This is a genomic window from Limnohabitans planktonicus II-D5, from assembly GCF_001270065.2.
Lineage (GTDB): Bacteria > Pseudomonadota > Gammaproteobacteria > Burkholderiales > Burkholderiaceae_C > Limnohabitans_A > Limnohabitans_A planktonicus.
The window spans coordinates 46,950-71,560 of the sequence record NZ_LFYT02000016.1 but is presented as its reverse complement, the minus strand read 5'-3'; the positions used below and the strand labels follow the sequence as shown (position 1 = coordinate 71,560).

At 60.7% G+C, this 24,611-nt stretch carries 24 protein-coding genes; 8 read left to right on the top strand and 16 right to left on the bottom strand.

Features of this window, described 5'->3' with window-relative positions:
• Window positions 1-81 precede the first annotated feature (81 nt).
• The 3 genes from H663_RS33285 to queC all read right to left on the bottom strand — a co-directional run bounded on the left by H663_RS33285 (window position 82) and on the right by queC (window position 5,295).
• Window positions 82-1,128: a homocysteine S-methyltransferase family protein gene (locus H663_RS33285; RefSeq protein WP_053173003.1), complete on the bottom strand. Its 1,047-nt coding sequence runs from the start codon at window positions 1,126-1,128 to the stop codon at window positions 82-84.
• Window positions 1,129-1,444: 316 nt separating this feature from the next.
• Window positions 1,445-3,655 (bottom strand): catalase/peroxidase HPI, encoded by a 2,211-nt coding sequence (katG, locus tag H663_RS33280; RefSeq protein ID WP_053173001.1) that lies wholly within the window; start codon window positions 3,653-3,655, stop codon window positions 1,445-1,447.
• A 920-nt stretch (window positions 3,656-4,575) separates the two neighbouring features.
• The gene (gene queC, locus H663_RS33275) at window positions 4,576-5,295 is read right to left on the bottom strand and encodes a 7-cyano-7-deazaguanine synthase QueC (RefSeq protein ID WP_053172999.1); all 720 of its coding nucleotides are present in this window, start codon (window positions 5,293-5,295) and stop codon (window positions 4,576-4,578) included.
• 389 nt (window positions 5,296-5,684) lie between these two features.
• On the opposite strand from queC, the gene recQ reads away from it, so the two are divergent.
• The 3 genes from recQ to H663_RS33260 all read left to right on the top strand — a co-directional run bounded on the left by recQ (window position 5,685) and on the right by H663_RS33260 (window position 8,767).
• The gene (recQ, locus tag H663_RS33270) at window positions 5,685-7,532 is read left to right on the top strand and encodes a DNA helicase RecQ (RefSeq protein WP_053172997.1); all 1,848 of its coding nucleotides are present in this window, start codon (window positions 5,685-5,687) and stop codon (window positions 7,530-7,532) included.
• A 310-nt stretch (window positions 7,533-7,842) separates the two neighbouring features.
• Window positions 7,843-8,298, top strand: a complete 456-nt coding sequence (locus H663_RS33265; protein WP_053172996.1) for a hypothetical protein — start codon at window positions 7,843-7,845, stop codon at window positions 8,296-8,298.
• 67 nt (window positions 8,299-8,365) lie between these two features.
• Window positions 8,366-8,767 (top strand): GNAT family N-acetyltransferase, encoded by a 402-nt coding sequence (locus tag H663_RS33260; RefSeq protein WP_053172994.1) that lies wholly within the window; start codon window positions 8,366-8,368, stop codon window positions 8,765-8,767.
• Window positions 8,768-8,931: 164 nt separating this feature from the next.
• Here the strand turns inward: H663_RS33260 and soxA are convergent, their stop codons facing one another.
• The 7 genes from soxA to H663_RS33225 form a co-directional block, all read right to left on the bottom strand.
• Window positions 8,932-9,711, bottom strand: a complete 780-nt coding sequence (gene soxA / locus H663_RS33255) for a sulfur oxidation c-type cytochrome SoxA (protein WP_240620529.1) — start codon at window positions 9,709-9,711, stop codon at window positions 8,932-8,934.
• A gap of 82 nt (window positions 9,712-9,793) precedes the next feature.
• Window positions 9,794-10,135, bottom strand: a complete 342-nt coding sequence (gene soxZ / locus H663_RS33250) for a thiosulfate oxidation carrier complex protein SoxZ (protein ID WP_083451188.1) — start codon at window positions 10,133-10,135, stop codon at window positions 9,794-9,796.
• Window positions 10,132-10,617 carry a thiosulfate oxidation carrier protein SoxY gene (locus H663_RS33245; RefSeq protein WP_053172988.1) on the bottom strand — a complete coding sequence of 162 codons (486 nt, stop codon included), beginning with the start codon at window positions 10,615-10,617 and terminating at the stop codon, window positions 10,132-10,134. The genes soxZ and H663_RS33245 overlap by 4 nt, the downstream gene beginning before the upstream one ends.
• Window positions 10,614-11,030, bottom strand: coding sequence for a sulfur oxidation c-type cytochrome SoxX (soxX, locus tag H663_RS33240; protein WP_053172987.1), 417 nt, complete (start codon window positions 11,028-11,030; stop codon window positions 10,614-10,616). Before soxX ends, H663_RS33245 begins: the two co-directional genes overlap by 4 nt.
• Complete coding sequence (locus tag H663_RS33235; protein WP_053172985.1) at window positions 11,027-13,195, bottom strand: xanthine dehydrogenase family protein molybdopterin-binding subunit; 2,169 nt, start codon at window positions 13,193-13,195, stop codon at window positions 11,027-11,029. The genes soxX and H663_RS33235 overlap by 4 nt, the downstream gene beginning before the upstream one ends.
• Window positions 13,192-13,650, bottom strand: a complete 459-nt coding sequence (locus H663_RS33230; protein ID WP_053172983.1) for a (2Fe-2S)-binding protein — start codon at window positions 13,648-13,650, stop codon at window positions 13,192-13,194. Before H663_RS33230 ends, H663_RS33235 begins: the two co-directional genes overlap by 4 nt.
• A gap of 258 nt (window positions 13,651-13,908) precedes the next feature.
• Window positions 13,909-14,265 carry a hypothetical protein gene (locus tag H663_RS33225; protein ID WP_133240024.1) on the bottom strand — a complete coding sequence of 119 codons (357 nt, stop codon included), beginning with the start codon at window positions 14,263-14,265 and terminating at the stop codon, window positions 13,909-13,911.
• An 80-nt stretch (window positions 14,266-14,345) separates the two neighbouring features.
• On the opposite strand from H663_RS33225, the gene H663_RS41635 reads away from it, so the two are divergent.
• Entirely contained in the window at window positions 14,346-14,513 is a 168-nt protein-coding gene (locus tag H663_RS41635; protein ID WP_165803916.1) for a hypothetical protein, read from the top strand.
• Between the two features lie 549 nt (window positions 14,514-15,062).
• On the opposite strand, the gene H663_RS42405 is transcribed toward H663_RS41635, so the two are convergent.
• Together H663_RS42405 and H663_RS33220 are read right to left on the bottom strand one after the other, a co-directional pair.
• Complete coding sequence (locus H663_RS42405; RefSeq protein ID WP_255350715.1) at window positions 15,063-15,197, bottom strand: hypothetical protein; 135 nt, start codon at window positions 15,195-15,197, stop codon at window positions 15,063-15,065.
• Between the two features lie 56 nt (window positions 15,198-15,253).
• Window positions 15,254-15,667 (bottom strand): PaaI family thioesterase, encoded by a 414-nt coding sequence (locus H663_RS33220; protein ID WP_053172977.1) that lies wholly within the window; start codon window positions 15,665-15,667, stop codon window positions 15,254-15,256.
• A gap of 147 nt (window positions 15,668-15,814) precedes the next feature.
• Between H663_RS33220 and H663_RS33215 the strand changes: the two genes are divergently transcribed.
• Window positions 15,815-17,053, top strand: coding sequence for an NAD(P)/FAD-dependent oxidoreductase (locus H663_RS33215; RefSeq protein ID WP_053172975.1), 1,239 nt, complete (start codon window positions 15,815-15,817; stop codon window positions 17,051-17,053).
• Window positions 17,054-17,347: 294 nt separating this feature from the next.
• Here the strand turns inward: H663_RS33215 and H663_RS33210 are convergent, their stop codons facing one another.
• The gene (locus H663_RS33210; protein ID WP_053172974.1) at window positions 17,348-18,700 is read right to left on the bottom strand and encodes a hypothetical protein; all 1,353 of its coding nucleotides are present in this window, start codon (window positions 18,698-18,700) and stop codon (window positions 17,348-17,350) included.
• A 120-nt stretch (window positions 18,701-18,820) separates the two neighbouring features.
• On the opposite strand from H663_RS33210, the gene H663_RS33205 reads away from it, so the two are divergent.
• Together H663_RS33205 and H663_RS33200 are read left to right on the top strand one after the other, a co-directional pair.
• A complete protein-coding gene (locus tag H663_RS33205; RefSeq protein ID WP_053172973.1) occupies window positions 18,821-19,276 on the top strand; it encodes an Lrp/AsnC family transcriptional regulator in 456 nt (151 codons plus the stop codon).
• A gap of 38 nt (window positions 19,277-19,314) precedes the next feature.
• Entirely contained in the window at window positions 19,315-20,421 is a 1,107-nt protein-coding gene (locus H663_RS33200; RefSeq protein WP_053172971.1) for a 3-deoxy-7-phosphoheptulonate synthase, read from the top strand.
• A gap of 287 nt (window positions 20,422-20,708) precedes the next feature.
• Here H663_RS33200 and H663_RS33195 read toward each other — a convergent pair whose 3' ends face one another.
• Both H663_RS33195 and H663_RS33190 read right to left on the bottom strand, forming a co-directional pair.
• Entirely contained in the window at window positions 20,709-21,212 is a 504-nt protein-coding gene (locus tag H663_RS33195; protein ID WP_053172969.1) for a CBS domain-containing protein, read from the bottom strand.
• Window positions 21,209-21,511: a hypothetical protein gene (locus tag H663_RS33190; protein ID WP_053172968.1), complete on the bottom strand. Its 303-nt coding sequence runs from the start codon at window positions 21,509-21,511 to the stop codon at window positions 21,209-21,211. The genes H663_RS33195 and H663_RS33190 overlap by 4 nt, the downstream gene beginning before the upstream one ends.
• A 128-nt stretch (window positions 21,512-21,639) precedes the next feature.
• Between H663_RS33190 and H663_RS33185 the strand changes: the two genes are divergently transcribed.
• A complete protein-coding gene (locus tag H663_RS33185; protein WP_053172966.1) occupies window positions 21,640-22,914 on the top strand; it encodes a hypothetical protein in 1,275 nt (424 codons plus the stop codon).
• 414 nt (window positions 22,915-23,328) lie between these two features.
• Here the strand turns inward: H663_RS33185 and hppD are convergent, their stop codons facing one another.
• Window positions 23,329-24,420, bottom strand: a complete 1,092-nt coding sequence (gene hppD, locus H663_RS33180) for a 4-hydroxyphenylpyruvate dioxygenase (RefSeq protein ID WP_053173616.1) — start codon at window positions 24,418-24,420, stop codon at window positions 23,329-23,331.
• Window positions 24,421-24,611: the final 191 nt, after the last annotated feature.

The window sequence follows — 24,611 nt, the reverse complement described above, 5'->3', positions numbered from 1 at the left end:
CTACGAAGGGCCGCATTGCACGATCAACCGGCAGCGCCTGACACGGGCCGGGGCATGGCGCGCATCTGGCGGTTGCCCTGCTCAGGCCGCTTCTTTGTAAAAGAACCCGCCATGCACACCACGCGGAGCTAGGGGGGCGACGGCCTTGCCGATGGCGCCGATGTGCTCAGGTGTGGTGCCGCAGCAGCCGCCCACGATGTTGACCAGGCCTTCGGCGGCGAACTCGTGCAGCAGGCGGCTGGTGACTTCGGGCGTTTCGTCAAAGCCGGTGTCGCTCATGGGGTTGGGCAGGCCGGCGTTGGGGTAACAGCTGATGAAGGTGTCGCCCGCGACCTTGTTCAATTCTTGGATGTAGGGCCGCATGAGCGTCGCCCCCAAGGCGCAGTTCAGGCCAATGGCCAGCGGTTGGGCGTGGCGCACGCTGTGCCAGAAGGCGGTAACGGTCTGGCCACTCAAGATGCGACCAGAAGCATCGGTCACCGTGCCGCTGATGATGAGGGGCAGGCGCTGGCCGCTGGCTTCAAAGAATTCTTCGATGGCAAACAGCGCGGCCTTGGCGTTGAGCGTGTCAAAAATCGTCTCGACCAACAGCACGTCCGAGCCGCCCTCCACCAAGGCCTCCACCTGCTCGTAATAGGCGGCGCGCAATTCTTCAAAGGTCACGTTGCGGGCACCGGCGTCGTTCACATCAGGGCTGATGCTGGCGGTTTTGGGCGTGGGGCCTAAAGCGCCGACCACAAAGCGGGGCTTGTCGGGCGTGGAAAACTTGTCGCAGGCAGCGCGGGCCAGTTTGGCCGATTGCAAATTCATCTCGCGGGCGAGGTGCTGCATGTCGTAGTCAGCCTGGGCGATGGTTGTGGCACCAAAGGTGTTGGTCTCGATCAGGTCAGCGCCAGCGGCGAGATACCCTTCGTGGATGTCGCGGATCACGTCGGGGCGGGTCAGGCTCAGCAGCTCGTTGTTGCCCTTGACGTCTTTGGGAAAGTCCTTGAAACGCTCACCCCGGTAGTCAGCCTCGGTCAGTTTGAAGCGCTGGATCATGGTGCCCATGGCCCCGTCGAGGATGGCGATGCGGTTTTTCAGGATCTCGGGCAGCGCCTGGGCGCGGGTGTAGTTCAGGTGTTTCATCGCCACATTGTAAAAAAGTCCCTGCAGCTGCCCGCAGGGACTGGAGTTTCTGTTGATCCGGCCCTGTGCCGAATCCCATCATGTCGGACTCTTCGAGTGCCGACCTACGGGGTTGCGGTGATTTATCGGGCGAGTCGAAGACACCGACGAAGGTATTCGTAGGTCGGTGGTCGAAGACCCCGACGTTTGTGTGATTTGCCCGTACCGCCCTGTCATGGGCATGTGCTTGTTTGGGCAAATGTCGGACTCTGCGAGTGCCGACCTACAACTTGCCGGATCAATCAGCAGGCGCTCAAGCCGCGCCTGCCGCAAAGACTCACTTCAGATCGAAGCGGTCCAGTTCCATGACCTTGTGCCATGCGGTGACGAAATCACGCACGAACTTGGTCTGGTTGTCGTTTTGCGCATAGACCTCGGCCAAGGCGCGCAGCTGTGAGTTGGAGCCAAAGACCAGGTCCACGCGGGAGGCTGTCCACTTGACCGCGCCACTCTTGCGGTCGCGGCCTTCATAGCGGTTGTCGCCCACGGGTGCCCAAGCGGTGGACATGTCGACCAGGTTGACGAAAAAGTCAGGGGTCAGTTGGCCAGGGCGCTGCGTGAACACGCCTTGTGAGCTGCCGCCGTGGTTGGCGCCCAACACGCGAAGACCGGCCACCAGCACCGCCATTTCAGGGGCGCTCAGGCTGAGCAGCTGCGCTTTGTCCAGCAGCATGGCCTCGGGAGACACGCTGTAAGCCTGTTTGCGGTAGTTGCGAAAGCCATCGGCCTCTGCCTCGAGCACGGCAAACGACTCGGCATCGGTTTGCTCGGGCGTGGCATCGGTGCGGCCAGGGTGGAAAGGCACGTCCACGGCATGACCGGCCGCACGGGCTGCGGCTTCGACGCCTGCGTTGCCCGCCAGCACGATCAAATCGGCCATCGACACTTGCTTGCCGCCAGATTGCGCTGCGTTGAAGGCTTGCTGAATGCCTTCCAGCACGGCCAAGACCTTGCCCAGTTGCTCAGGCAGGTTGACTTCCCAGTTGCGCTGTGGAGCCAGGCGAATGCGCGCGCCGTTGGCACCGCCGCGCTTGTCCGAGCTGCGGAATGTGCTGGCCGAGGCCCAGGCGGTGGACACCAGCTCGCTGATAGTCAAGCCCGAGGCCAAGACCTGCGCTTTGAGGGTTGCGGCGTCTTGGGCGTCGATCAGGGGGTGCTGAACAGTGGGCACCGGGTCTTGCCAGATCAGGTCTTCAGCGGGCACTTCGGGGCCGAGGTACAAAGACTTGGGTCCCATGTCGCGGTGCGTCAGCTTGAACCATGCACGGGCGTAGGCATCGGCAAACTCGTCGGGGTGGGCCAGGAAGTGGCGCGAGATTTTTTCGTAAGCAGGGTCCATGCGCAGCGAGAGGTCGGCCGTGGTCATCATCGGGCGGTGTTTCTTGCCGGGGATGTGGGCATCGGCGACCAGGTCTTCTTCGGCCACGTCCTTGGCCAGCCACTGGTGCGCGCCCGAGGGGCTCTTGACCAGTTCCCACTCGTACTTGAACAACACTTTGAAGTAACCCATGTCCCAGGTGGTGGGGTTGGGTTTCCAGGCACCTTCGATGCCGCTGGTGGTGGTGTCAGCGCCTTTGCCGCTGCCGTGCTGGTTGATCCAGCCAAAACCCATGGCTTCCATGGGGGCGGCTTCGGGTTCGGGGCCGACCAGTTGGGGGTCACCTGCGCCGTGGGCCTTGCCAAAGGTGTGGCCGCCAGCGATCAAGGCCACGGTTTCGTAGTCGTCCATGGCCATGCGGGCGAAGGTATCGCGCACGTCGCGGCCACTGGCCACCGGATCGGGTTTGCCGTCCGGGCCTTCCGGGTTCACATAGATCAAGCCCATCTGCACCGCAGCCAAAGGGTTCGCCAGTTCGCGGTCACCGCTGTAGCGGCTGTCCGGCTTGTCGCTGGTGGCCAGCCATTCCTTTTCGGCACCCCAGGAGATGTCTTCCTCGGGGGCCCAGATGTCTTCGCGGCCTCCGCCAAAACCAAAGGTCTTGAAGCCCATGGTTTCCATGGCCACATTGCCCGCCAACACATACAAGTCAGCCCAAGAGATGGCGTTGCCATACTTTTGCTTGAGCGGCCACAGCAGGCGGCGTGCCTTGTCGAGGTTGCCGTTGTCAGGCCAGCTGTTGAGCGGCGCAAAGCGCTGATTGCCCGTGCCAGCCCCACCGCGACCATCGGCCGTGCGGTAGGAGCCCGCACTGTGCCAGGCCAAGCGGATGAACAAACCGCCGTAATGGCCCCAGTCGGCCGGCCACCAGTCCTGCGAATCGGTCATGAGCGCGACCATGTCTTGTTTGAGCGCGGCAAAGTCGAGGTTTTTGAAGGCCTCGGCGTAATTGAAATCCGGGTCCATGGGGTTGGAAACCGGCTGGTGCTGGTGCAAGATGCTCAGGTTTAACTGGTTGGGCCACCAATCGGCATTCGATTGAGCGCCATGTGTGGCGCGAGCGCCAGTCGATGCATGAAAAGGGCACTTGGAGGGAGATGGGGCAGTCATAGGGCTTTCCTGTATGTGAAAAAAGTCTGTTCAGAACGCTTGCGCCATCGCCGCCAACACTTCCAGCCAAAGGGGCTGATGCGCGACAGGGGATGCGGTGAAGGTCATGATGAACTCCGAAAAACGACAGGCGCTCAGTATAAAAATATTAATAAGCTTTTACGATCCAATTAATTTTATTACATCAATTTATAAAAACTATTGACAGGTGGTTTTTGTTAGTTACCGCACAAAGTGAATGCCCAGGCCTTGACAAGGTATTCGTAGGTCGGCGGTCGAAGACCCCGACGTTTGGCTTGATGGACCACTATTGCCTGCGGCCAGCGCTTGGTGCCAAGCATGCAACGTCGAACTCTTCGAGTACCGACCTACGGGGTCAGGCATTTGTATCGGCGGGCATTGACCGTTTCAAACGGACAGGGACCACGGCATTCGTAGGTCGGCGGTCGAAGACCCCGACGTTTGGCCTGATGGACCACTATCGCCTGCGGCCAGCGCTTGGTGCCAAGCATGCACCGTCGGACTCTTCGAGTACCGACCTACGGGGTCAGGCATTTGTATCGGCGGGCATTGACCGTTTCAAACGGACAGGGACCACGGTAATCGTAGGTTGGCGGTCGAAGACCCCGACGTTTGACTTGATGGACCACCGTCGCCTGTAGCCAGCGCTTGGAGCCAAGCATGCAACGTCGGACTCTTCGAGTACCGACCTACGGGGTCAGGCATTTGTATCGGCGGGCATTGACCGTTTCAAACGGACAGGGACCACGGTATGCGTAAGTCGGCGGTCGAAGACCCCGACGTTTGACTTGATGGAGCACCGTCGCCTGTAGCCAGCGCTTGGTGCTAAGCGTGCAACGTCGGACTCTTCGAGTACCGACCTACGGGGTCAGGCATTTGGGTGGGGGGTCTTGACCGTCTCAGCGGCTTGTCCACCGCCCAAACCCCGCAGCCCGCAATTGGCAAGCCGGGCACTGGCCGCAGCCATAACCCCAATCGTGGCGCTGGGTTCGTTCGCCCAGATAACAGGTGTGGCTGTGCTCCACGATCACATCCACCAGCGCCTGACCTCCACCATCGGCATCGGCCTTTTGGCCCAAGTCATGCGCCAGCTGCCAGGTCTGGGCCTTGTCGATCCACATGAGCGGGGTCTCGATCAGCAGCCTGCGGTCCATGCCCAACGACAAAGCCACCTGCATGGCCTTCATGGTGTCGTCGCGGCAGTCGGGGTAGCCCGAAAAATCAGTCTCGCACACGCCCGTGACGATGACCTGCAATCCCCGGCGATAAGCCAGCGCCGCTGCCAAGGTGAGGAACAAGAGGTTGCGCCCCGGCACAAAGGTGTTGGGCAGGCCCGAGGTTTCCATGACGATGGCCGTGTCGCGGGTCAGCGACGTTTCGCTGATCTGGCCCAGGATGCCAGCGTCCAGCAGGTGGTCTTCGCCCATCTTGGTGGCCCATTGCGGGAACCGCGACTTGATGGCCGCCAGCACGTTCAATCGAGCATCCAGCTCGACCTTGTGCCGCTGTCCATAGTCAAACGCCAGGGTTTCGACACGTTCGTAACGGTTCAAGGCATGGGCCAGACAGGTGGTGGAGTCCTGACCACCGGAAAACAGGACGAGGGCAGAGGTGTGCATGGCTAAGATGTTACAGATTCGGCCCTGTGAAGTTTTCAAGGGTCAAAGTTTTTTGTAGGTCGGTGGCTTCAGCCCCGACATTGCTGGCTTTGGCGCAGGTTGCATGTCGGGGCTGAAGCCACCGACCTGCGAGATGACAGTTCTCACCCATTTCAAACTTCAGCGTGCCGGATGAATAACTGGAAATAAACGCTGGACCGGGAAGTGTTAGCCGTGCAGCCCATGGTCTTGTGTGGGTGGGTGAGGGCGGGCAGAGGGTGACGATTTTGGCGTACCCCCGCCGTATGAGGAAGCCTGTGACCGCCCTCACCCACCCACACCACACCCGCAAAACCCACCCCATCAATAGCGGACAATCACCACTTCTAAAAAGCTGTCACACCCCGAACGTGTCCCCCCACCTGCCCATCCTGCGCGAAGTTTTTGGCTACGACGCTTTTCGCGGCCCGCAGCAAGCCATCATCGACCATGTGGCCGCTGGCGGCGATGCGCTGGTGCTCATGCCCACGGGCGGGGGCAAGTCGCTGTGCTACCAGGTGCCCGCCATTGCGCGCCAGCGGGCAGGCCACGGCATCACCGTTGTCGTCTCGCCCCTGATTGCGCTCATGCACGACCAGGTCGGTGCGCTGCACGAAGCAGGCGTGAGCGCCGCATTTCTGAACTCCACCCTGACCAGCGAAGAAGCCAGCGACATCGAGCGCCGCCTATTGCGTGGCGAAATCACCCTGCTTTATGCAGCGCCCGAGCGTGTGACCAACGGCCGCTTTTTGGCCCAGATGGATTCGCTGCTCGAGCGCGGACTGCTCAGCCTGTTTGCGATCGACGAAGCGCATTGCGTGAGCCAGTGGGGCCACGACTTCCGTCCCGAGTACCGGGGCCTGTCGGTGCTGCACGAGCGCTACCCCAGCGTGCCGCGTGTGGCGCTCACGGCCACGGCCGATGCGCTGACCCGCGCCGACATCGTGGAACGCTTGCAGCTGGAAAGCGCCGAGCTGTTCATCAGCAGCTTTGACCGGCCCAACATCCGCTACACCATCGTCGAAAAAAAAGACGCCAGCACCCAGCTGCTGCGTTTCATCGAACGCGAGCACCCGGAAGAAGCAGGCGTGGTCTATTGCCAGTCGCGCAAACGGGTCGAAGAGATCGCGGTCATGTTGTGCGAGTCGGGCATCCATGCGCTGCCCTACCACGCGGGCCTGGACGCCGCCGTGCGTCAGCGCCACCAGAACGAATTTTTGCGCGAAGAGGGTGTGGTGATGGTGGCCACCGTGGCCTTTGGCATGGGCATTGACAAGCCCGATGTGCGCTTTGTGGCGCACCTGGACATGCCCAAAAACATTGAAGGCTATTACCAGGAAACGGGCCGCGCCGGGCGCGACGGTCTCGCGTCTGACGCGTGGATGGCCTATGGCCTGCAAGACGTGGTGAACCAGCGCCGCATGATCGACGAGAGCCCGGCGGGCGAAGAGTTCAAACAGGTCATGCGCGGCAAGCTCGACGCGCTGCTGGCCCTGGCCGAGGCGACCGACTGCCGACGCGTGCGGCTTTTGGGCTACTTTGGCGAGCCCAGCACGCCTTGCGGCAACTGCGACAACTGCCTGCACCCGCCACAGGTGTGGGACGGCACCGACGCGGCCCGCAAACTGCTGTCCACCGTCTACCGCACGCAGCAAAGCAGCGGCCACAGCTTTGGCGCGGGCCACACCATGGACATCGTGCGCGGCAAGAAGACCGACAAGGTGGCGCAGCGCGGCCACGAAAGCATCAGCACCTTTGGTGTGGGGGCCGAGTACAGCGAGCAGCAACTGCGCGCCGTGATGCGCCAGCTGATCGCCATTGGCGCGCTGCATGTGCACACCGAAGAAGGCTTCAGCACCCTGCACCTGACCGAAGCCTCGCGCGCCGTGCTCAAAGGCGACGTGCCCGTGCAGTTGCGCGAAAGCACGAGCCAGCGCAGCGACAAACGCAGCCGCACCCGCAACGCCCCAGCACCCGCTGCAGCCAATCTGGGGCAAGACGCGATGGTCCGCTACATCAACCTCAAAGCCTGGCGGGCCGAGGTGGCCAAAGAACACAACCTGCCCGCGTATGTGATTTTTCATGACGCGACGCTGGCTGCAATTGCCGAGAGCGCCCCGCAAAGTTTGGGCGACCTGCAAGGCATCAGCGGGCTGGGCGTGAAGAAACTCGAAGCGTATGGCGCGCAGGTGCTGCGGGTTTGCAACGGGGGGGCTTGATCATTTGCGCACAGCCGGGCAAAAAGGGATTGAATTGCATAAAAAGAATCGAATAAAAGTAGAATTTGTTTTTTTACTCATATTGCGTACCCAGAATCCATTCGCACAGTTGGGTCGGCCAGCAGGTGGAATAGAAAAGGAGCACCTGGTTTCATGGGAAATTTATACCTGCATGATTTAACAACACCCAAGTCCCAAAGCCTTGCTGCACGTCATTTGCCGCAATTTCTTTCACAGGATGTATCGACTTGTCCCGGATGTATCCACCGGATTTTGCGATCTACATCACGTTAGCGCTTAGGAGCTTCAAATGGGCTTTCTCAATAAACTGTTCGGGTTCCGCTGGAGCCTTTACCTTGTCCAAAACGGCAACCATTTGGCGTATGCCATGCACGAGCATTCAGTCATGCGGATGCTCGGCTACGTTATGGGTTACTTTGCCGATGGTGGCAGGCCGGTCGAGCCTTGGAGTCTGTACCTGAACTTCAACCACAAGCATCAGACGATAAAGCTGGGGCCGGAGCATTTCACTCCTGACGGGGAAAACTTAACCTCTGCCCTTATTCAGCAAATCGAGTCCATAGACCCCGGCTGGAAAGTCAAAGGCACCGAGCCAGTATTTGAAGAAGCAGCAACAAAGAAGCGCATCAAGATCACTGAGTACGCACCGGGACACATCGACATCCAAGCGATGCTTGACAACATCGACAAACCCCGCGAACTCACGTTTTACTCAGTGATGGATGAAGTCTTTGGAAAGCGCTAACCCGGCAGTCCACACGGACGCTTCGCGATAAGGCCGCGCAGCGCCGGTGACTTCTACGTTAAGTCACATGGAATTCCGCGCGCCACTACCAACCGAAATTTCCTCCATCCATGCTCTCCTTTCTGAAAATGGGTGGGTGCATCGGGTGCCGGACGCAGCGTGGCTTCAGAAGCTTGTGAAGCGCTCCAAATGCGTGGTGGCGGTAAACGCAGGGGAAGTGGTCGGATTCTGCCGCGGGGTAACCGATGACCTGTCCAACGGGTACCTTTCCATGCTTGTCGTTTCCGAGGAGCATCGGCGTGGCGGAATTGGTTCTCGTCTTGTGCGCTCGCTCGTGGAAGGTGAGCCAAGTGTCACCTGGGTACTCAGAGCGGAGCGCCCAGGGGCGCGTCAGTTCTTCGAAAAGCTCTGCTTCTCTGTGTCGGTTACAGCCATGGAGCGAAAACGTGAAATGCGCAATGAAACTTAACTTTACGGCCCATCGGACCGCCTACGGCGGTCCGATGGGCTTTACGTTGAAACACTCCTCGATGAGAACGCGCCGGATCGATGGAACTTTGCTCGCTTCGTTGTTTGGCCTCGGGCTTCCGTTTGCTTTCCAGCTGAGGTTGCCTCTTGCAACGGGTTGTTTGATCACTTGCGCACAGCCGGCACCTCGATGGGCAAGCCCTCGCCGCGCCACATCAGGTACAGCGCCAATTGCCGCATCTCCAAAGCACCCCAAGGCGGAACTTCGGCGCGAATACCGGCATAACAACTGCGCAAGCGCCGCTCCAGCGATCCTGGCTTTTGCCATTCCAGACGGTACACCGGGTAGCCATTGGGCTGCCCTTGACTCAGCAGGTCGGTGTACAGGCGTTGCCCAAAATTTTGGTCATGACATTGGGCGCATGACAAATTCATTTGGCCTTGACGTTGTGAAAACAGGGTCGCCCCGGCTTGCCAGTGGCCGCGCGCCGCACCGCCAATGTCTACACTCAAAGGCATGCCTTTGGAGGCCTGCGTCACCAGCAAACTCAAGCCTAGCAGGGCATCTGATTCAGGGGGCATGGCCGCCGCTTGCTGGTGGCGCGTGGTGCATTGGTTGATGCGGTCTTCGAGGTTGAACAGTCGCCCACTGGCAGCGTCGATGGCGGGATAACGCGTGGCGACGCCTTTCATGCTGGTGGCCACTGCGCCGTGACAACTCACGCACGATTTGCCATTGGCGGCACTGGGCTGGGCCCAAGCCTGCGCCCCTTGGCTCAGCCAGAGTTGGGCGGGGTTGGCAAACTCATCGGCTTGCAAGGCTTGCACATCCTTGCCCGAATAATGCAGGCCCGATTTGATCTGCGACAAAGGCAAGCTGCGCGCGGGTGGCTCTGGCGTCTGCGCAACGGCGTACCCACTGCCCCCCCACAACGCAAGGAACATAAGGACCAACAAGCACACCTTGATCACGGTGCGCTCACACCCTGCTGCTAACATCGACGCGAACGCTCGAATGCGCATGCGCTCAGGGGCTGCTTTTGGGCAAGACCGGCAGAATTTGCCGCAAGCTGCCTTTGACACCCCGGTCATCGGTCCACTCCACATGCATTTCGGCCGTTTGTTCTGCTCGCACAAAAAATTCGAATAAAGGATTGGCCGAAATACCCGAAGAAGGCTCCACGCGAAACACCACTTGCTGGCCCCAAGTGCAAGTCAGTGACTGGATCACGTTGCGCGGCACCAACTTGCCCAACAGGTCTTGCAGATAACCCGTGTCCATGGGGTGTTGCACCAGCAGACGAACTTTGACCACATCCCCCGCCAAGACGCGTTCAGGCCATTGGATGCGTGTAAATGCCATGTTCATGAAGCGTCGACGCAAGCCGACTCGGTGACGATGATTTCCATCTGACCATAACGAAACTCACCATTGGACAAGCGTGCCAACGCGACCACTTGCTGGGTGCCCGCCAAGCGCAGGCGCGTGCTGACTTCGGCACGTCCGTTCCAAGGGCCCAAATGGAAAACCGCCATGCGCGTCACCGGATTGCGCTGAGACAACAGGTACACATGCGTCACATGGTCTTGGGGCGTCATGGGGCTTTGCACTTGCACCGTGACAGGCACCAAAGTGCCGTTGTCGGCCAACACGGGGGCCACCCATTTCACGTCTTGCTCCAACACACGAGCGCCTTGGGTCAGGGGCTCGATCATTTTCGCCACACTCAACAACTGGCCCGATGCCATGTCTTGGGCTTGGCTGGGCCACAGCTGAACAGCAGCCCCATAAAGTCCGGCCCGCAGCGCTTGCCGCAAGCCTTCACGACGGGTCAATGTGGGCCACTTCATGGCGTGGCCTTGCTGGGCAAGAACAAGTAACTCAAGATGTCTTCAAGTCCCTGCGCCGTCAAAATGGTTTGCCCCTTGTAGGGGGTCGCCACTTTGTACAAACCCTCGGTACTGAAATAGGCGGGCATGATGGTTTGCGGGTTGAAGCGCCGGGCATCGGCGATGCGCTCGCGGGCTTGATCTTTGGTGCTGCGCTCGGGCAAACCGACCAAAGACGGGCCGAGTGCGCCACCCGCAGGCAAACCCTGCACTTGGTGGCACAGCACACAGCCGCTGTCTTGTCTTTGCAAAAGCAAGGCTTTGCCCCGCTCCGGCGAGCCAGATTGAAGGACATCAGGCGTTTGCGCAGCGGCCCAGCCCCAGCCAGCGCTGAACACCAAGGCCCACACCCGCGCCAAGCCCAGCACCGTCATGCGCGTGCCAAAGTCAAACCATGGTTCTTCAAGGGCAAGCTGCGGATGCGTTTGCCCAAAGCGGCCGAAATGGCGTTGGCCACCGCCGGTGCCAAAGGCGCCTGAGCGGGCTCGCCCACCCCGCCCCAGAAGCCGCCCGTGGGCGCAATCACCACGTCCACCTTGGGCATTTCGTTCAAACGCATCATGCGGTAATCGTGGAAGTTGGATTGCTCCACACGCCCATCCTTGATGGTGTTTTCACCCCAGAAAATGGCGGTCAAACCGTGCACCACGCTGCCCTGGAACTGGGCCACGATGTTGTCGGGGTTGACGGCATAACCGGGGTCAATGCCGATCACGATGCGGTGGATCTTGACCTCGTTTTTGGCGTTGATGGAGACATCGCACACGCACGCCGTCCAGCTGCCATAACCGTCGGTGGCGGCCACGCCCCGGAACACACCCGGCGCAGGTTTTTTGTCCCACCCGGCCGCTTTGGTCACGGCCAGCAAGATCGCACGGTCGCGGTTGGCTTTTTCATTGTTGGGCAGCATGGCCAAGCGGTACGCCACCGGGTCTTGCGCTGCAGCCTGGGCCATCTCGTCGATGAAGCACTCACGCCCAAACGGGTTTTGCGAATGCCCCACAGTGCGCCAAAAACCCACGGGCACATTGGTGTTGCGCTGGGCATAGTCCACCAAGGTGTTCGGGATGTCGTAGGGGTGGTCGTTGAAACAAGCCACCGCCTGACCGTCCACCCCTTTGGGCAAGGGCAGCTTCAGCAAGGTGGCCAAGATGGATGGGGCACTGACGCGGATGTGCAGTGCCTCGGCTTTGCCCGTGGCACTCAAGCCCGCCTTGAAACGCATCAGGCTGGCTGGGCGGTACAAGCCGTGCTGGATTTCCTCTTCACGAGACCACAGCATTTTGATGGGCTTGCCGGGCATGGCCTTGGCAATCGTGACGGCTTGGCGCGTGAAATCTTGCGGGCTTTTGCGCCCGAGACCTCCACCCAATTGCATGGGGTGCACTTTCACATTGGCCTGAGGCACGCCCGCAGTCGCCGCCGCCACGGCCAAGGTGGATTCCGGGTTTTGCGTTGAGCACCACACATCGAGTTGGTCACCCTGCAGCCAAGCGGTGCACACCATGGGCTCCATGGTGGCGTGCGCCAAATAGGGCGTGAAGTATTCAGCCTCAATGACCTTGGCAGACTTGCTCAGCGCATCAGCCGTGTTGCCATCGTTGCGTGCCACCGCCAGTTCTGGCTGATCCATACCGGCTTTGAAGTGGGCCATGATCGCGGCGCTGCTCAAGGTGCCGTGCTCGCCCACATCCCAGTCCACCGCCACATCGCGCAGCGCTTCTTTGGCGCGCCACCAGTTGTCGGCTACCACGGCCACAAAGGTGCCCAAATTCAACACCTTGACGATGCCCCTGCGATTTTCCACCTTGGAGGCGTCCATGCTTTTGACGGTGCCGTTGAACACCGGGCAAGCGGCAATGGCCGCGTGCAGCATGCCAGGCACTTGCGCGTCGATGCCGTACTTCACGCGACCGGTCACGATGTCGGGAATGTCCACACGGGGGATGGACTTGCCGATCAATGTCCAGTCTTTGGGGTCTTTGAGCTTGACGTCTTTGGGGGCTTCCAGCTTGGCAGCCGCTGCGGCCAGTTTGCCGTAGCTGAGTGTTCGCTTGCTGGGCACATGGGTGACTTTGCTCAGCGCTGCCTTGCACTCGCTGGCTGGCACGCCCCACTGCTGAGCGGCAGCGGCAATCAGCATCTCGCGACCGGTGGCACCGGCTTTGCGCAGGTATTCCTGTGAATTGCGGATGGTGCGGCTGCCCACCGAAGCCATGTCGCCATAGGCACGTTTGGTGCGCAGGTTTTCATGCGCTGTGGCGTACTCGACGCGCACTTTTTTCCAATCGGCCTCCAACTCCTCGGCGATCATCATGGGCGCAGAAGTCATGCTGCCTTGGCCCATTTCAGCGCGGGCGTAGCGGATGACAATGGTGTCGTTGGGCTCGATTTCGACCCACACATTCAGTTGGGGCGTGTTGGCAGCCTGCGCGCTTTGCGGCACAAAGAACCCCACCGACAAGCCTGCGGCGGCGGTGCTGGAAATCTTCAAGAAGTGGCGACGGTCCATGCCGGAGGTCAGGTCTGGGGTGCTCATGCGCGGGTCCCTTTCTTGGCAGCGGCGTGGATGGCGGTGCGGATGCGGGCATAGGTGCCACAACGGCAAATGTTGGTCATGGCCGCATCGATGTCTTCATCGGTGGGTTTGGGCTTTTTCTTGAGCAAGGCCACGGCCGCGAGCATCTGCCCGCCCTGACAGTAACCGCACTGCGGCACTTGGTGGTCAATCCAGGCTTGCTGAATCGCGTGCAAGCGGCCCTTGTCGGCCAAGCCTTCGATGGTGATGACCTTTTGCCCCGCAGCGCCCGAAACCGGGTAAACACAAGAGCGCACCGGCTCGCCATTGAGCAGCACCGTGCACGATCCGCACTGGGCCACGCCACAGCCAAATTTAGGCCCTTTGATGTCGAGCTCGTCGCGCAAAGCCCACAACAAGGGCATTTCGGGTTCGACATCCAGCGCGTGGGATTTGCCGTTGACGTTCAGTTTCATGACGGGGGACTCCTTGTGTGCTCAGCAACAGCTTTGCACTGTGGCGAGAAGCCCCCTTTTGTGCAACCGGGAAACAACCCAAAGCTTGCGAAACAGCCCTGACCAAGTCACATCCGAGACTTTTGCTTCGCGCGCATCTGAAAGCCAGTGGCGCCGCTTCAAACCTCTCCGTCTTGGTACCCGGCTTCGCGCTGGTGCCGAATGCGGGCCACCTGGATTTGATCTTGCACATCGCAGCATATGCAGATAGCCGCCAAACTACGCCTGCTCCGCAAGCCGCTGTTGCTCAATCCACTGAACGCCAGCGCGGAGCTTTTTGGCCAGCGGTGACTTCGGATCAATCACCCGCCAAAACGGTGCCACGTCGGTCGTGGCCTTGCCACCGCAAATCTCGTCCCAAGCAGCCTCAGCCACTGTCCTCAAAAAGATCGCAGTGGAGACTGGGCAAGTGGCGTCCGCACCATGAAGCGAAGCAAGCTCACGCCGTACCTGCTGGATTTCTTTCCTTGTTCCGTACGGCACATGTCTTTTCAAATAGTCCTCAAGCTCCATCGGGCATGAGATGAGCAGTCGCGATCCGGCCGGTACACCCGCAAAATCCTTGTCCAGCGTCACGGTGTGCGGGGGCTTCGCACGCTTCTTGTCGGCCCACGTCTTGACAGCTCTTGGCACTTCGTTCTCCTGATGTTTGTTGCATGAAGCAATTTTCCAGCACAGCGCGCGCAGTGCAAATAATCCCCGTACAAACCCTAATCTCTGGCTTGAGTCGAGGCTTGGTGCAGCTGCAAGGCATCAGCGGGCTGGGCGTCAAAAAGCTCAAAGCCTATGGCCCGCAGGTGCTGCGGGTGTGCAACGGCGTGTGACGAGCTTCAGGCGAAGGGGGTCCATCAGCCAAAACGTCGGGGTCTTCGACCGCCGACCTACGAATACCGTGGCCCCTGTCGGTCCGAAATGGTCAATGCCCGCCATAACAAATGCCTGTCCCCGTAGGTCGGCACTCGAAGAGTCCGACGCTGCCCGTTTGGCACCAAGCGCTGGCAGCAGGCGAATGAGGCCCATCAAGCGAATCGTCGGGGTCTTCGACCACCGACCTACGAGTACCGTGGCCCCTGTAGGTCCGAAACGGTCAATGCCCGCCATAACAAATGCCTGTCCCCGTAGGTCGGTACTCGAAGAGTCCGACGTTGCCCGCATTACAGAAAGCGCTGGCAGCAAGCGAAGGGGTTCCATCAGCCAAACGTCGGGGTCTTCGACCGCCGACCTACAGGGGCCATCCGCATGAGACGACGTCCACAGCAGCCCCTGCATTCAACGCCCGCCCAAAACAAAACCCGCAAAGCGTGAGCTGTTGCGGGTTGTGTGGGGCTCAATGGGGCTGCCCAGAGGGGCGGGCACCGCAGAGTGCAAAAGCTTCAGGCCATGAAGACGGCGATGAAGGCCAGCAGGAAAATCAGCAATGCGCCAGCAGCCGGAATGACCACGGGGATGTGCTTGACCACGTTTTCAACGGGATCGTCAGAAGCAGGGGCGTCGTTGTGAGCAGACATGAGGAACCTCAAAACAAGAATGCGCGTATTGTAGCCAAGCCCGTCCGGCGCTCGCCCTACATCAAGGCGTAGGTCGTGCTGGCCCGAAAAACGCTCTTGCCGTCGTCGGCCCCGGCCAGGTCAATCTCGCCAAAGGCCATGGCCTTGCCTGCGCGCAGCACCCGGGCGGTGATGAGGGCATCTTGCCCAGACAGCGGCTTCATGAAGGTGCTTGACAGTTGCACCGTGCTGCAGGGGCGAAACGCGCCAAACTGCGCGATCAGGGCCAAGACCATGGCCGTGTCGGCCGCAGCCATCATGGCCTGGCCGCACAGCATGCCGCCCACCCGCGACAATTGGTCGCTTTGTGGCAGCCGAAGCGTCACGCTGTCGGCATCGAAGCGCTCCACTTTCAGATTCAGGGCTTGAACCCAGGGGGCAAACAGCTCGGTCAGGGATTGTTGGAGGGTGTCAGTGGTGATGGTGCTCATGGGGCGTGAGTTTAAACAGGGGGCATCCCCTTGCGCGCGGGCAGCGGTCGATGGGGCATGGGCGGGTCTCTATACTGGCCATTTTCATGGGGATGTGTCGCAGCGCCTGAGGCCTGCGAGCACGCACGAACCGCAACGGGGTACCGCATGACTTCTTCCATCCTTGTTGTGGGCGCCGGCATGGTCGGCACCTGCACGGCTTTGCATTTGCAGCAGCGCGGCTTTGAGGTGCTGCTGCTGGACCGGCGGGCACCGGGCCAGGAGACCTCATTTGGCAACGCGGGCCTGATCCAGCGCGAGGCGGTGGAGCCCTATGCCTTTCCGCGTGAGCCGGGTTTTTTGCTGAACGCCGCCTTGGGGCGGGGTGCCGAAGTGAATTGGCATGCCCGGGGTTTGTGGCAAATGGGCGGCTCTCTGCTGCGCTACTTTCGCCAGTCTTCGCCTGCCGCGCATGCACGCGCCACCGAGGCCTACAGCCGCCTCATTGCCCACGCCACGGATGAACACGAGCTGCTGTTGAACGCGGCGGTTGCCCAGGACCTCGTTAAGCGCGACGGTTTCAGGTTGGTGTTTCACACGCACCAGGCGCTCGATGAAGCCGTGCAGCGGGCGGCCTTGCTGCAAGCGCGTTTTGGCGTGCGCCACCAAGCCGAGAGCAGCGCCCAGCTGGCGCAAGCCGAGCCCGCCTTGCGCTTGCCTTTGGCAGGGGCGGTGCACTGGCTCGATCCCTGGGCCGTGCAAGACCCGGGTGCTTTGGTGCAGCGCTATGCCGATCTCTTTGTCGCCCGAGGCGGTCGTTTGTTGAAGGGCGAGGCGACGGGCTTTCAGGCGCAGGGCGCAGGCTGGTCGGTGCAGACCCCTGAGGGCCGCGTGCAGGCCGAACAAGCCGTGCTGGCGCTGGGGCCTTGGGCCGATGGCGTGATCCGCACGCTGGGTTATCGCTTTCCACTGTTCGTCAAACGCGGTTATCACCAGCATTACCGGGCACCTGTTGCGCTGCGCCAGCCGCTGCTCGATGCCGAGCGTGGCTATGTGCTGGCCCCCATGCAGCGCGGCCTGCGCCTGACCACGGGCGCAGAGTTTGCCCCGCTGGATGCCCCGCCCACGCCTGTGCAACTGGCCAAAGCCGAAGCCCTGGCACGCCAACTGCTGGACTTGGGCGAGCCCCTGCCCGAGCCGCCTTGGATGGGCGCACGCCCTTGCACCGCCGACATGCTGCCCGTCATGGGTCCAGCGCCGCGCCACAAAGGGCTGTGGTTCAACTTCGGCCACGCCCACCAAGGCTTCACGCTGGGGCCCGTGGCCGGGCGCCTGCTGGCAGAAATGGTCCACGGCCAGCACCCCTGGATCGACCCGGCCCCCTATTTGCCAGCGCGCTTTGGTTGATGTGGCGCGGGTCTCCTGAAAAGGGGGCCGACATGGGCCTGTGCCGGAGCCACCCATGTCGGAGCTAAAGCTACCGACCTACGGGGGACACGGTATGCGTAGGTCGGCGGTCGAAGACCCCGACGTTTTGTTTGATTGACCATCATCGCCTGCATCCGGCGCTTTGAGCCATGCGTGCAGCGTCGGACTCTTCGAGTACCGACCTACGAGTGCCAAGGTATGCGTAGGTCGGTGGCTTTAGCCCCGACATGGGCCTGTGCCGGAGCCACCCATGTCGGAGCTAAATCTACCGACCTACGAAGGCAGGTATGCGTAGGTCGGTGGCTTCAGCCCCGACAGTTGCCCACGCCGAAGCCCTTCATATGGGAGGTGTGGGATGCCCAATGCGCTGCCTGTGTGTTGCTGCAGCCACTGCGCCACTTGCACGATCAGCGCAGATGGCTGCATGTCACCCCGCGTGGACAGTTGGGGCAGGGCGTCGTGTTGGCCAACGATGTTGGGCCGTGCAGTTTCGTCCTTGAACAGCTCGCGCATTTGCTGCGCCACGATGGGGGCGTTTTCTTCAATCACCAAGACCTCGCGCAAATCTTGTGCAAAGGCGTGCATGCGTGGGCTGTCGATGGGGTAGGTCAGGCCCAGTTTGAGCACGCGCACGCCCGCTGCCGAGAGCGCCTCTTCGCTCAGGCCCAGGCGGCGAAACACCCCCATCAGGTCGTGGTGCGCCTTGCCTGCCGTGACGATGCCGATGTGGGCCATCGGGCTGTCGATCACCCTGCAGTCAATGCTGTTGACCTTTGCAAACGCGGCCACGGCAGCCAGTTTGTCTTGCTGACGCGGTGCGCTGCGCAGTGCAGGCAGATCGGGCCAGCGCTTGTGCTGCTCAGGGGCGACATGCCCGGTCTGGGTCTGTACGACTGGCGGGCTTTTCCAAGCGTTCACTTGGATGTGGATCGCGGCCAGATCTACCGTGGCGCTGCTGTCCACCACTTCCGACAAGGTCGTCATGCCCACCCAGGCACCGGTGTAACGCGACAGCGCAAAACCATACAGGCCAAAACTCATCAGCTCCGACACATCGGCGGGCGAGAGCACAGGCATGTGCGAGGACTGGAACACCTGGTCGCTGTGCGCGGGTTTGGCGGATGACTCGCTGGCGCGCTTTTCGCCCGCCACCACCAACACGCCGCCGTGGGGGGAGACGCCGAAGGCGTTGCCGTGTTTGAGCGCTTCGCTGGCCCGTTCGTCCCCAGGCCCCTTGCCGCACCACAGGGCAAACACGCCATCAACCGTGCGCGTGGTGTTGGGCGCCGACCGCTGCGTGTCCATCAATTGCGTGGCCCCCAAGGATTCATTGATGGCGGGCACAAATTCGATGCCCGCGTTTTTGAATTGCACGCCTTGCTGCCAAATGACTTGCTCCAGCATGCCCAGTGGCGAGCCGCGGTAGCCGCTGATCAAGCCCCGGGTGTTCAAGTGCCGGCGCTCGTCGTGCTGACGCTGGGTCAGCATCAAGCGCACCAAGGCCTGTGTGCCGGATAAGAAGACCTGGCCTTGTTGCGTCCAGATGTGGTCGTTCAGCCGTTCATCGTGCAGCCCAGGGGCAACAGGGGCATCGTCAGGGGTGTGGTCAGGGCAGGTGTGCGGCATGAGGTTTTCCCAAATAGAGTGGGATAAGAATAGGCCTATACCCCAGGAATAAACCTCTTGATTGACTCTTTGTTACCTTGTTTTTGAGAATAAAGCACCATAAATATTTAGAATCGAAGAATGAAAGACATTTACAGCCAAAAAATCCTCGAAGCCCTGCAAGAAGACGCCCGCATGACCGTGCAGCAAATTTCAGAACGCGTGGGCTTGTCCACCACGCCTTGCTGGAAACGCATCAAGGAGATGGAGGCGCAAGGCATCATCACCGGCTACACGGTGCGGGTGGACCGCAAAAAAGTGGGTCTGGGTCTGATGGTGCTGGCCGAGATCAATGTGACCCAACACACCGAAAAAGCCGTGGCCGAATTCATTGCCGCTGTGCAAGCCACACCGCAAATCGTGAATTGCTACTCCACCACCGGAACAGCCGACTATGTGCTGACCGTCATGGTGCAAGACATTGATGTGTATGAACATTTCCTGATGCAGACCCTGTTCAAATTGCCCGCCGTCTCGCATGTGCGCTCGAGCATCGTGCTGCGCGACATCAAGCAAGAGGCGGGTTTGCCGCTGTGATGGGGCTTTACACTTTGGCGATTTGACGCTGACCCCCCATGCTTTCCACCCCAGACAAAACCCGCATCGTTGACACCCGCATTGCCTCAGTGCGCCCCCTCATGACGCCCGCGCTGCTTGAAGAGCGGCTGCCCGCATCGTCCGCGCAACTGGCGCTGGTCGAGCGTTCGCGCCAGGACATCTCGAACGTGTTGCAGGGCCAAGATGACCGACTGGTCGTGGTGGTCGGCCCGTGCTCGATCCATGACCACGACCAGGCCATTGCTTACGCCAGGCTGCTCAAGGCAGAGGCCGACCAGCACGCCCAAGACCTGCAGATCGTGATGCGCGTGTATTTTGAAAAACCCCGCACCACCGTGGGCTGGAAGGGCTACATCAACGACCCGCACTTGGACGGCAGCTTTGCCATGAACGAAGGCCTGGAGATGGCGCGCAAGTTGTTGCTGGACATCCTGGACCTGGGCCTGCCCGTGGGCACCGAGTTTCTGGACTTGCTCAGCCCGCAATACATCAGCGACCTGGTCACCTGGGGCGCGATTGGCGCACGCACCACCGAAAGCCAAAGCCACCGCCAGCTGGCCAGCGGCCTGTCGTGCCCGGTGGGTTTCAAAAATGGCACCGATGGCGGTGTCAAAGTGGCAGCCGATGCGGTCGTGGCGGCCAAGGCACCCCACGCTTTCATGGGCATGACCAAGATGGGCCAAGCGGCGATTTTTGAGACACGCGGCAACCGGGACGTGCACATCATCTTGCGCGGCGGCAAGACCCCCAACTACTCGGCCGCCGATGTCGATGCCGCCTGCAAAGCGCTACAAGCCTCAGGCATTGCGCCGCAGGTGATGGTGGACGTGTCGCACGCCAACAGCAGCAAGCAGCACGCCAAGCAAATTGAGGTGTCGCACGATGTGGCCGCGCAAATTGCTGCGGGCGACCCACGCATCATGGGCCTGATGATTGAAAGCCATCTGAACGAGGGCCGACAAGACCTGAAAGAAGGCCAGCCCCTGGCACACGGCGTGTCCATCACCGACGCCTGCATCAGCTTTGCGCAGACCACGCCGGTGCTGCAGGCCCTGGCGCAGGCGGTGCAAATGCGGCGGGGAAAATGCGGCGTGGGCAGCCATGAAGTCCTGCAAAACATGTAACAACAGCTTGACCGTGATCGGTGGACAGGATTAAAGTGAAAGCGCTGACGTCGGGAAACTGACTGAAGCATTTTTGGGGAGCATTCATGCGCCCCGCCCATCAGAACGACAATTCTTCTTTTGGGCATTTTTGGGGGTGATCCTCTCGTGACACGCCCATCAGCCCGACCGGTTCGCCGGTCGGGCTTGTCATTTGTGGGCCTGGTTTTTTTCAGCCGTGGGCAAATGTCGCACTTGTAAGTCGGTGGTCGAAGACCCCGACGTGGGGCTTGTTCGAGCCGATGAGGTCACGGCTCGTGCTGCGCCAGATACATGTTCCCGCCCAGCTCGTTGGGGTTGAACATGGGCGAGGTGCGGGTGTTTTCCAGGTCGATGCCCATGCGCAGCGCCTGAGACAGGCCGCTCAGGTCTTCGGCCAGCGTTTTGAGCACATCGTCCAGGGACAGCAGGCCCAACAAGCGGCCATTGGGTTCGGTCACAAACACACGCCGCACGCCGTGCTTGTGCATGGCCGCAATCGCCTCATGAACCGTCGCGCTGCCGGGCACGCCAATGAGCTGTGCATGGCTGTATGCCCCAACAGGCAGCTCGCCCGGTAAGCGCCCTTGCGCCAGCAAGTTGACCACCAGATCGCGGTCGGTCACCACCCCCACGACGCGGGCCGGGTCTTCCGGGTCGGTCAGGGCCAAGGCCCCCACATGGTTGACGCGCATGAGTTCGGCGGCTTTTTGCACCGAGGCTTCAGAGCTGACAGAGAGGATGTCACGTTGACACAGGCTCGACAGGTTCATGGCACCATCCTCACCAAACGGTCTTTCAAGCTGCCTTCGACCCACAGGTCTTTGCCTTTGCCCAGCAAAGACTGGAAATCGTGGTCCAGCAACATTTTCTGGTGCATGGCCAGGGACTGATCCACACTGTCAAAGTCCATGAACCAATGGACTTTGGCGTGACCGAAAGCCTCAATGCCAAAGCGCATTTTGGTGCTGTAGGTTTTGTTCACGTAGGCACACACCTCGGTGGCAAAACGAATGGCTGCACTGATGGATGCATCGTTTTTGACGTGGACGCTGCGGGTATACAGGTGCATGACGTGCTCCTTTCTGATGGAAAGTTCCCATACTGGTCAGACCGTCTGGGCCTGTCGGTTCGTTCAGACACTTTGGTGGATGGCCAGTTGCTCAACAATGCACAGCTGTTGTCACTGATCGGAGCTTCATGATTCAGGATTCCTTTTGCGTCAGCCTGGACCGGGATGCGGTCTGCCATGCCCTGGAGCAGGAGATGGGCCACCCGGAGGTGTTTGCGCTGGTGCGTGAGCGTTGCGACTACCTGTTTTCAGCGTCCCCGGTGTTTGTGGCCAGCGCCCACTTGCAGCGCATGCAGGCGCTGATCGAAGCGGTGGAGGCGGCCGTTGCCCATCCGATCTATCAACAAACCGTGCTGGCGCGGGCGCCTCACATTGCCAGCTGGTCGGATGGCGGTGCCAAAGGGGTGTTTCTGGGCTATGACTTTCATGTGTCCGACGCGGGCATGGGCCTGATCGAAATCAACACCAACGCCGGTGGGGCCATGCTCAATGCGGTGCTGGCGCGGTCTCAGCGGGCCTGCTGCGACAAGATGGCCCCGTTCATACCCACAGCGCAAGCTGTGCATGCGCTCGAAACGCGATTTGTCCAGATGTTCCAGCAGGAATGGGCGCTGGCCAGGATGCCCCGGCCCCTGCGCACGGTGGCCATTGTGGACGAGCAGCCGCAAGCGCAATACCTGTACCCGGAGTTCCTGCTTTTCAAATACCTGTTTGAGCAGCATGGCTTGCGCACCGTGATTGCCGATCCGGCTGAACTGCGCTACGACCAGGGGGTGTTGCGTGCAGGCGATGTGACCATTGATCTGGTGTACAACCGGCTCACGGACTTTTATCTCGAAAGCCCCGACTGTGCAGCCTTGCGTCAGGCCTACCAACGACAGGCCATTGTGCTGACGCCTCACCCCCGGGCGCATGCCTTGTATGCCGACAAACGCAATTTGGGGCTGCTGTCGAATGCGGCATTTTTGCAAAGGCTGGCGCTGCCACCCCAGCACCAGCAGGCCTTGCTGGAGATGATTCCCAAATCCGAGACGGTGGACGTCTCCAATGCTGAGCGCCTGTGGGCCCAGCGCAAGCAGCTGTTTTTCAAGCCCTTTGCAGGTTATGGCGGGCGTGCGGCCTATCGGGGCGACAAGCTCACACACCGGGTTTGGCAAGACATTGCCGCAGGGGGTTACATCGCGCAGCACAGGGTGACGCCCGGGCAGATGCGCATCCCGGGTGATCCGGGCAGCGAACGGGTGATGAAATTCGACGTGCGCCAGTATGTGTATGACGCCAAGGTGTTGTGGTCGGCCGCCCGGGTCTATCAGGGCCAGACCACCAATTTCAGAACACCGGGCGGTGGCTTTGCGCCGGTGTACGAATGGCCCGCAGGCGCCACCGTCCCAGAAGGACCCTAAAGCGTCAGAGCGCGCTGTTCATTCCATCTTGCATCGAGGCTCCGGCACAGGCCCATGTCGGCGCTGTTGCCACCGACCTACAAAAGCCTTCGTAGGTCGGTACTCGAAGAGTCCGACGTTGCACGCCTAGCTCAAAGCGCTGGCTACAGGCAAAGGTGGTCCATCAGGCCAAACGTCGGGGTCTTCGACCGCCGACCTACGCATACCGTGTCCCCCGTAGGTCGGTAGCTCCAGCTCCGACATGGGTGGCTCCGGCACAGGCCCATGTCGGCGCTGTTGCCGCCGACCTACAAAAGCCTTCGTAGGTCGGTACTCGAAGAGTCCGACGCTTGACCGCTCCGGCTCAGGTCCATGTAGGCGCTTTTGCCGCTGACCTACGACGGGTATGAAGATGGAAGCCTTTACGAGGCTGGATCAATGGAGGGCTGGCTTGTCGACTTGAATCACCCCGCGGCGGATTTGGTCGCGCTCCAGACTTTCAAACAAAGCCTTGAAGTTGCCCTCGCCAAAACCCTCGTCAGCTTTGCGCTGGATGAACTCGAAGAACACCGGGCCGAGCAGGGTCTGGCTGAAAATTTGCAGCAGCAAACGCTTGTCGCCATTGGCCGTCGATCCGTCCATCAAGATGCCACGCGCCTGCAATTCGGGCACCGGCTCGCCGTGGCCAGGCAGTCGTTCTTGCAGCATCTCGTAATAGATGTCGTTGGGCGCGGTCATGAGCTGAACCCCTGCCATCTGCAAGGCATCGACACTCTTCAAGAGGTCGTCGGTCAAGAGCGCAATGTGCTGGATGCCTTCGCCGTTGAACTGCATCAGGAATTCTTCGATCTGCCCGCCGGTCTTGCCAGACTCTTCGTTGAGCGGGATGCGGATCAGGCCATCGGGCGCGGTCATGGCGCGGCTGGTCAGGCCCGTGTGGGCACCCTGGATGTCGAAGTAACGGATCTCGCGGAAGTTGAAAATCTTCTCGTAAAAGCCACCCCAAAACGCCATGCGGCCTTTGTAGACGTTGTGCGTGAGGTGGTCGATGATCTTGAAGCCGTGACCCGGCGGGTGGCGGTCCACGCCTTCGATGAACTCAAAGTCGATGTCGTAAATGCTCTTGCCGTCTTCAAAACGGTCAATCAAATACAGCGGTGCACCACCAATGCCCTTGATGGCGGGCAGGCGCAACTCCATCGGACCGGTGGGCACTTCCACCGGTTGCGCACCCATCTCGAGTGCGCGTTCATACGCCTTGTGCGAATCCTTCACCCGAAACGCCAGCGCACAGGCGCAAGGCCCATGCTCGGCTGCAAAGTAGCCGGCCAGGCTTTTGGGTTCGCGGTTGACGATGAAGTTGATGTCGCCCTGGCGGTAAAGCACCACGTTTTTGGAGCGGTGCTTGGCCACCAGCGAAAAGCCCATCATCTCGAACAGGGGCTCCAACATGCCCGCCACGGGCGAGGCGAACTCCACAAATTCGAAACCACACAAACCCATGGGGTTGTCAAACAGATCGGTCATGAAAATCTCCAGCAAGGATCGGGACCGCACTGCTGATTGAGCGCGGCCCGAATTGAAATCGGTCAAAGGAAACGGGGCTTTTGTAGGTCGACCTTCAAATCCGAAGTGGTGCTTGTTGAGCACCCACAAGTCGGGGCTGAAGCCGCCGACCTACAAGGAAAGGTTCAGCCCAGTTGCGGCGGAGCGCAGGG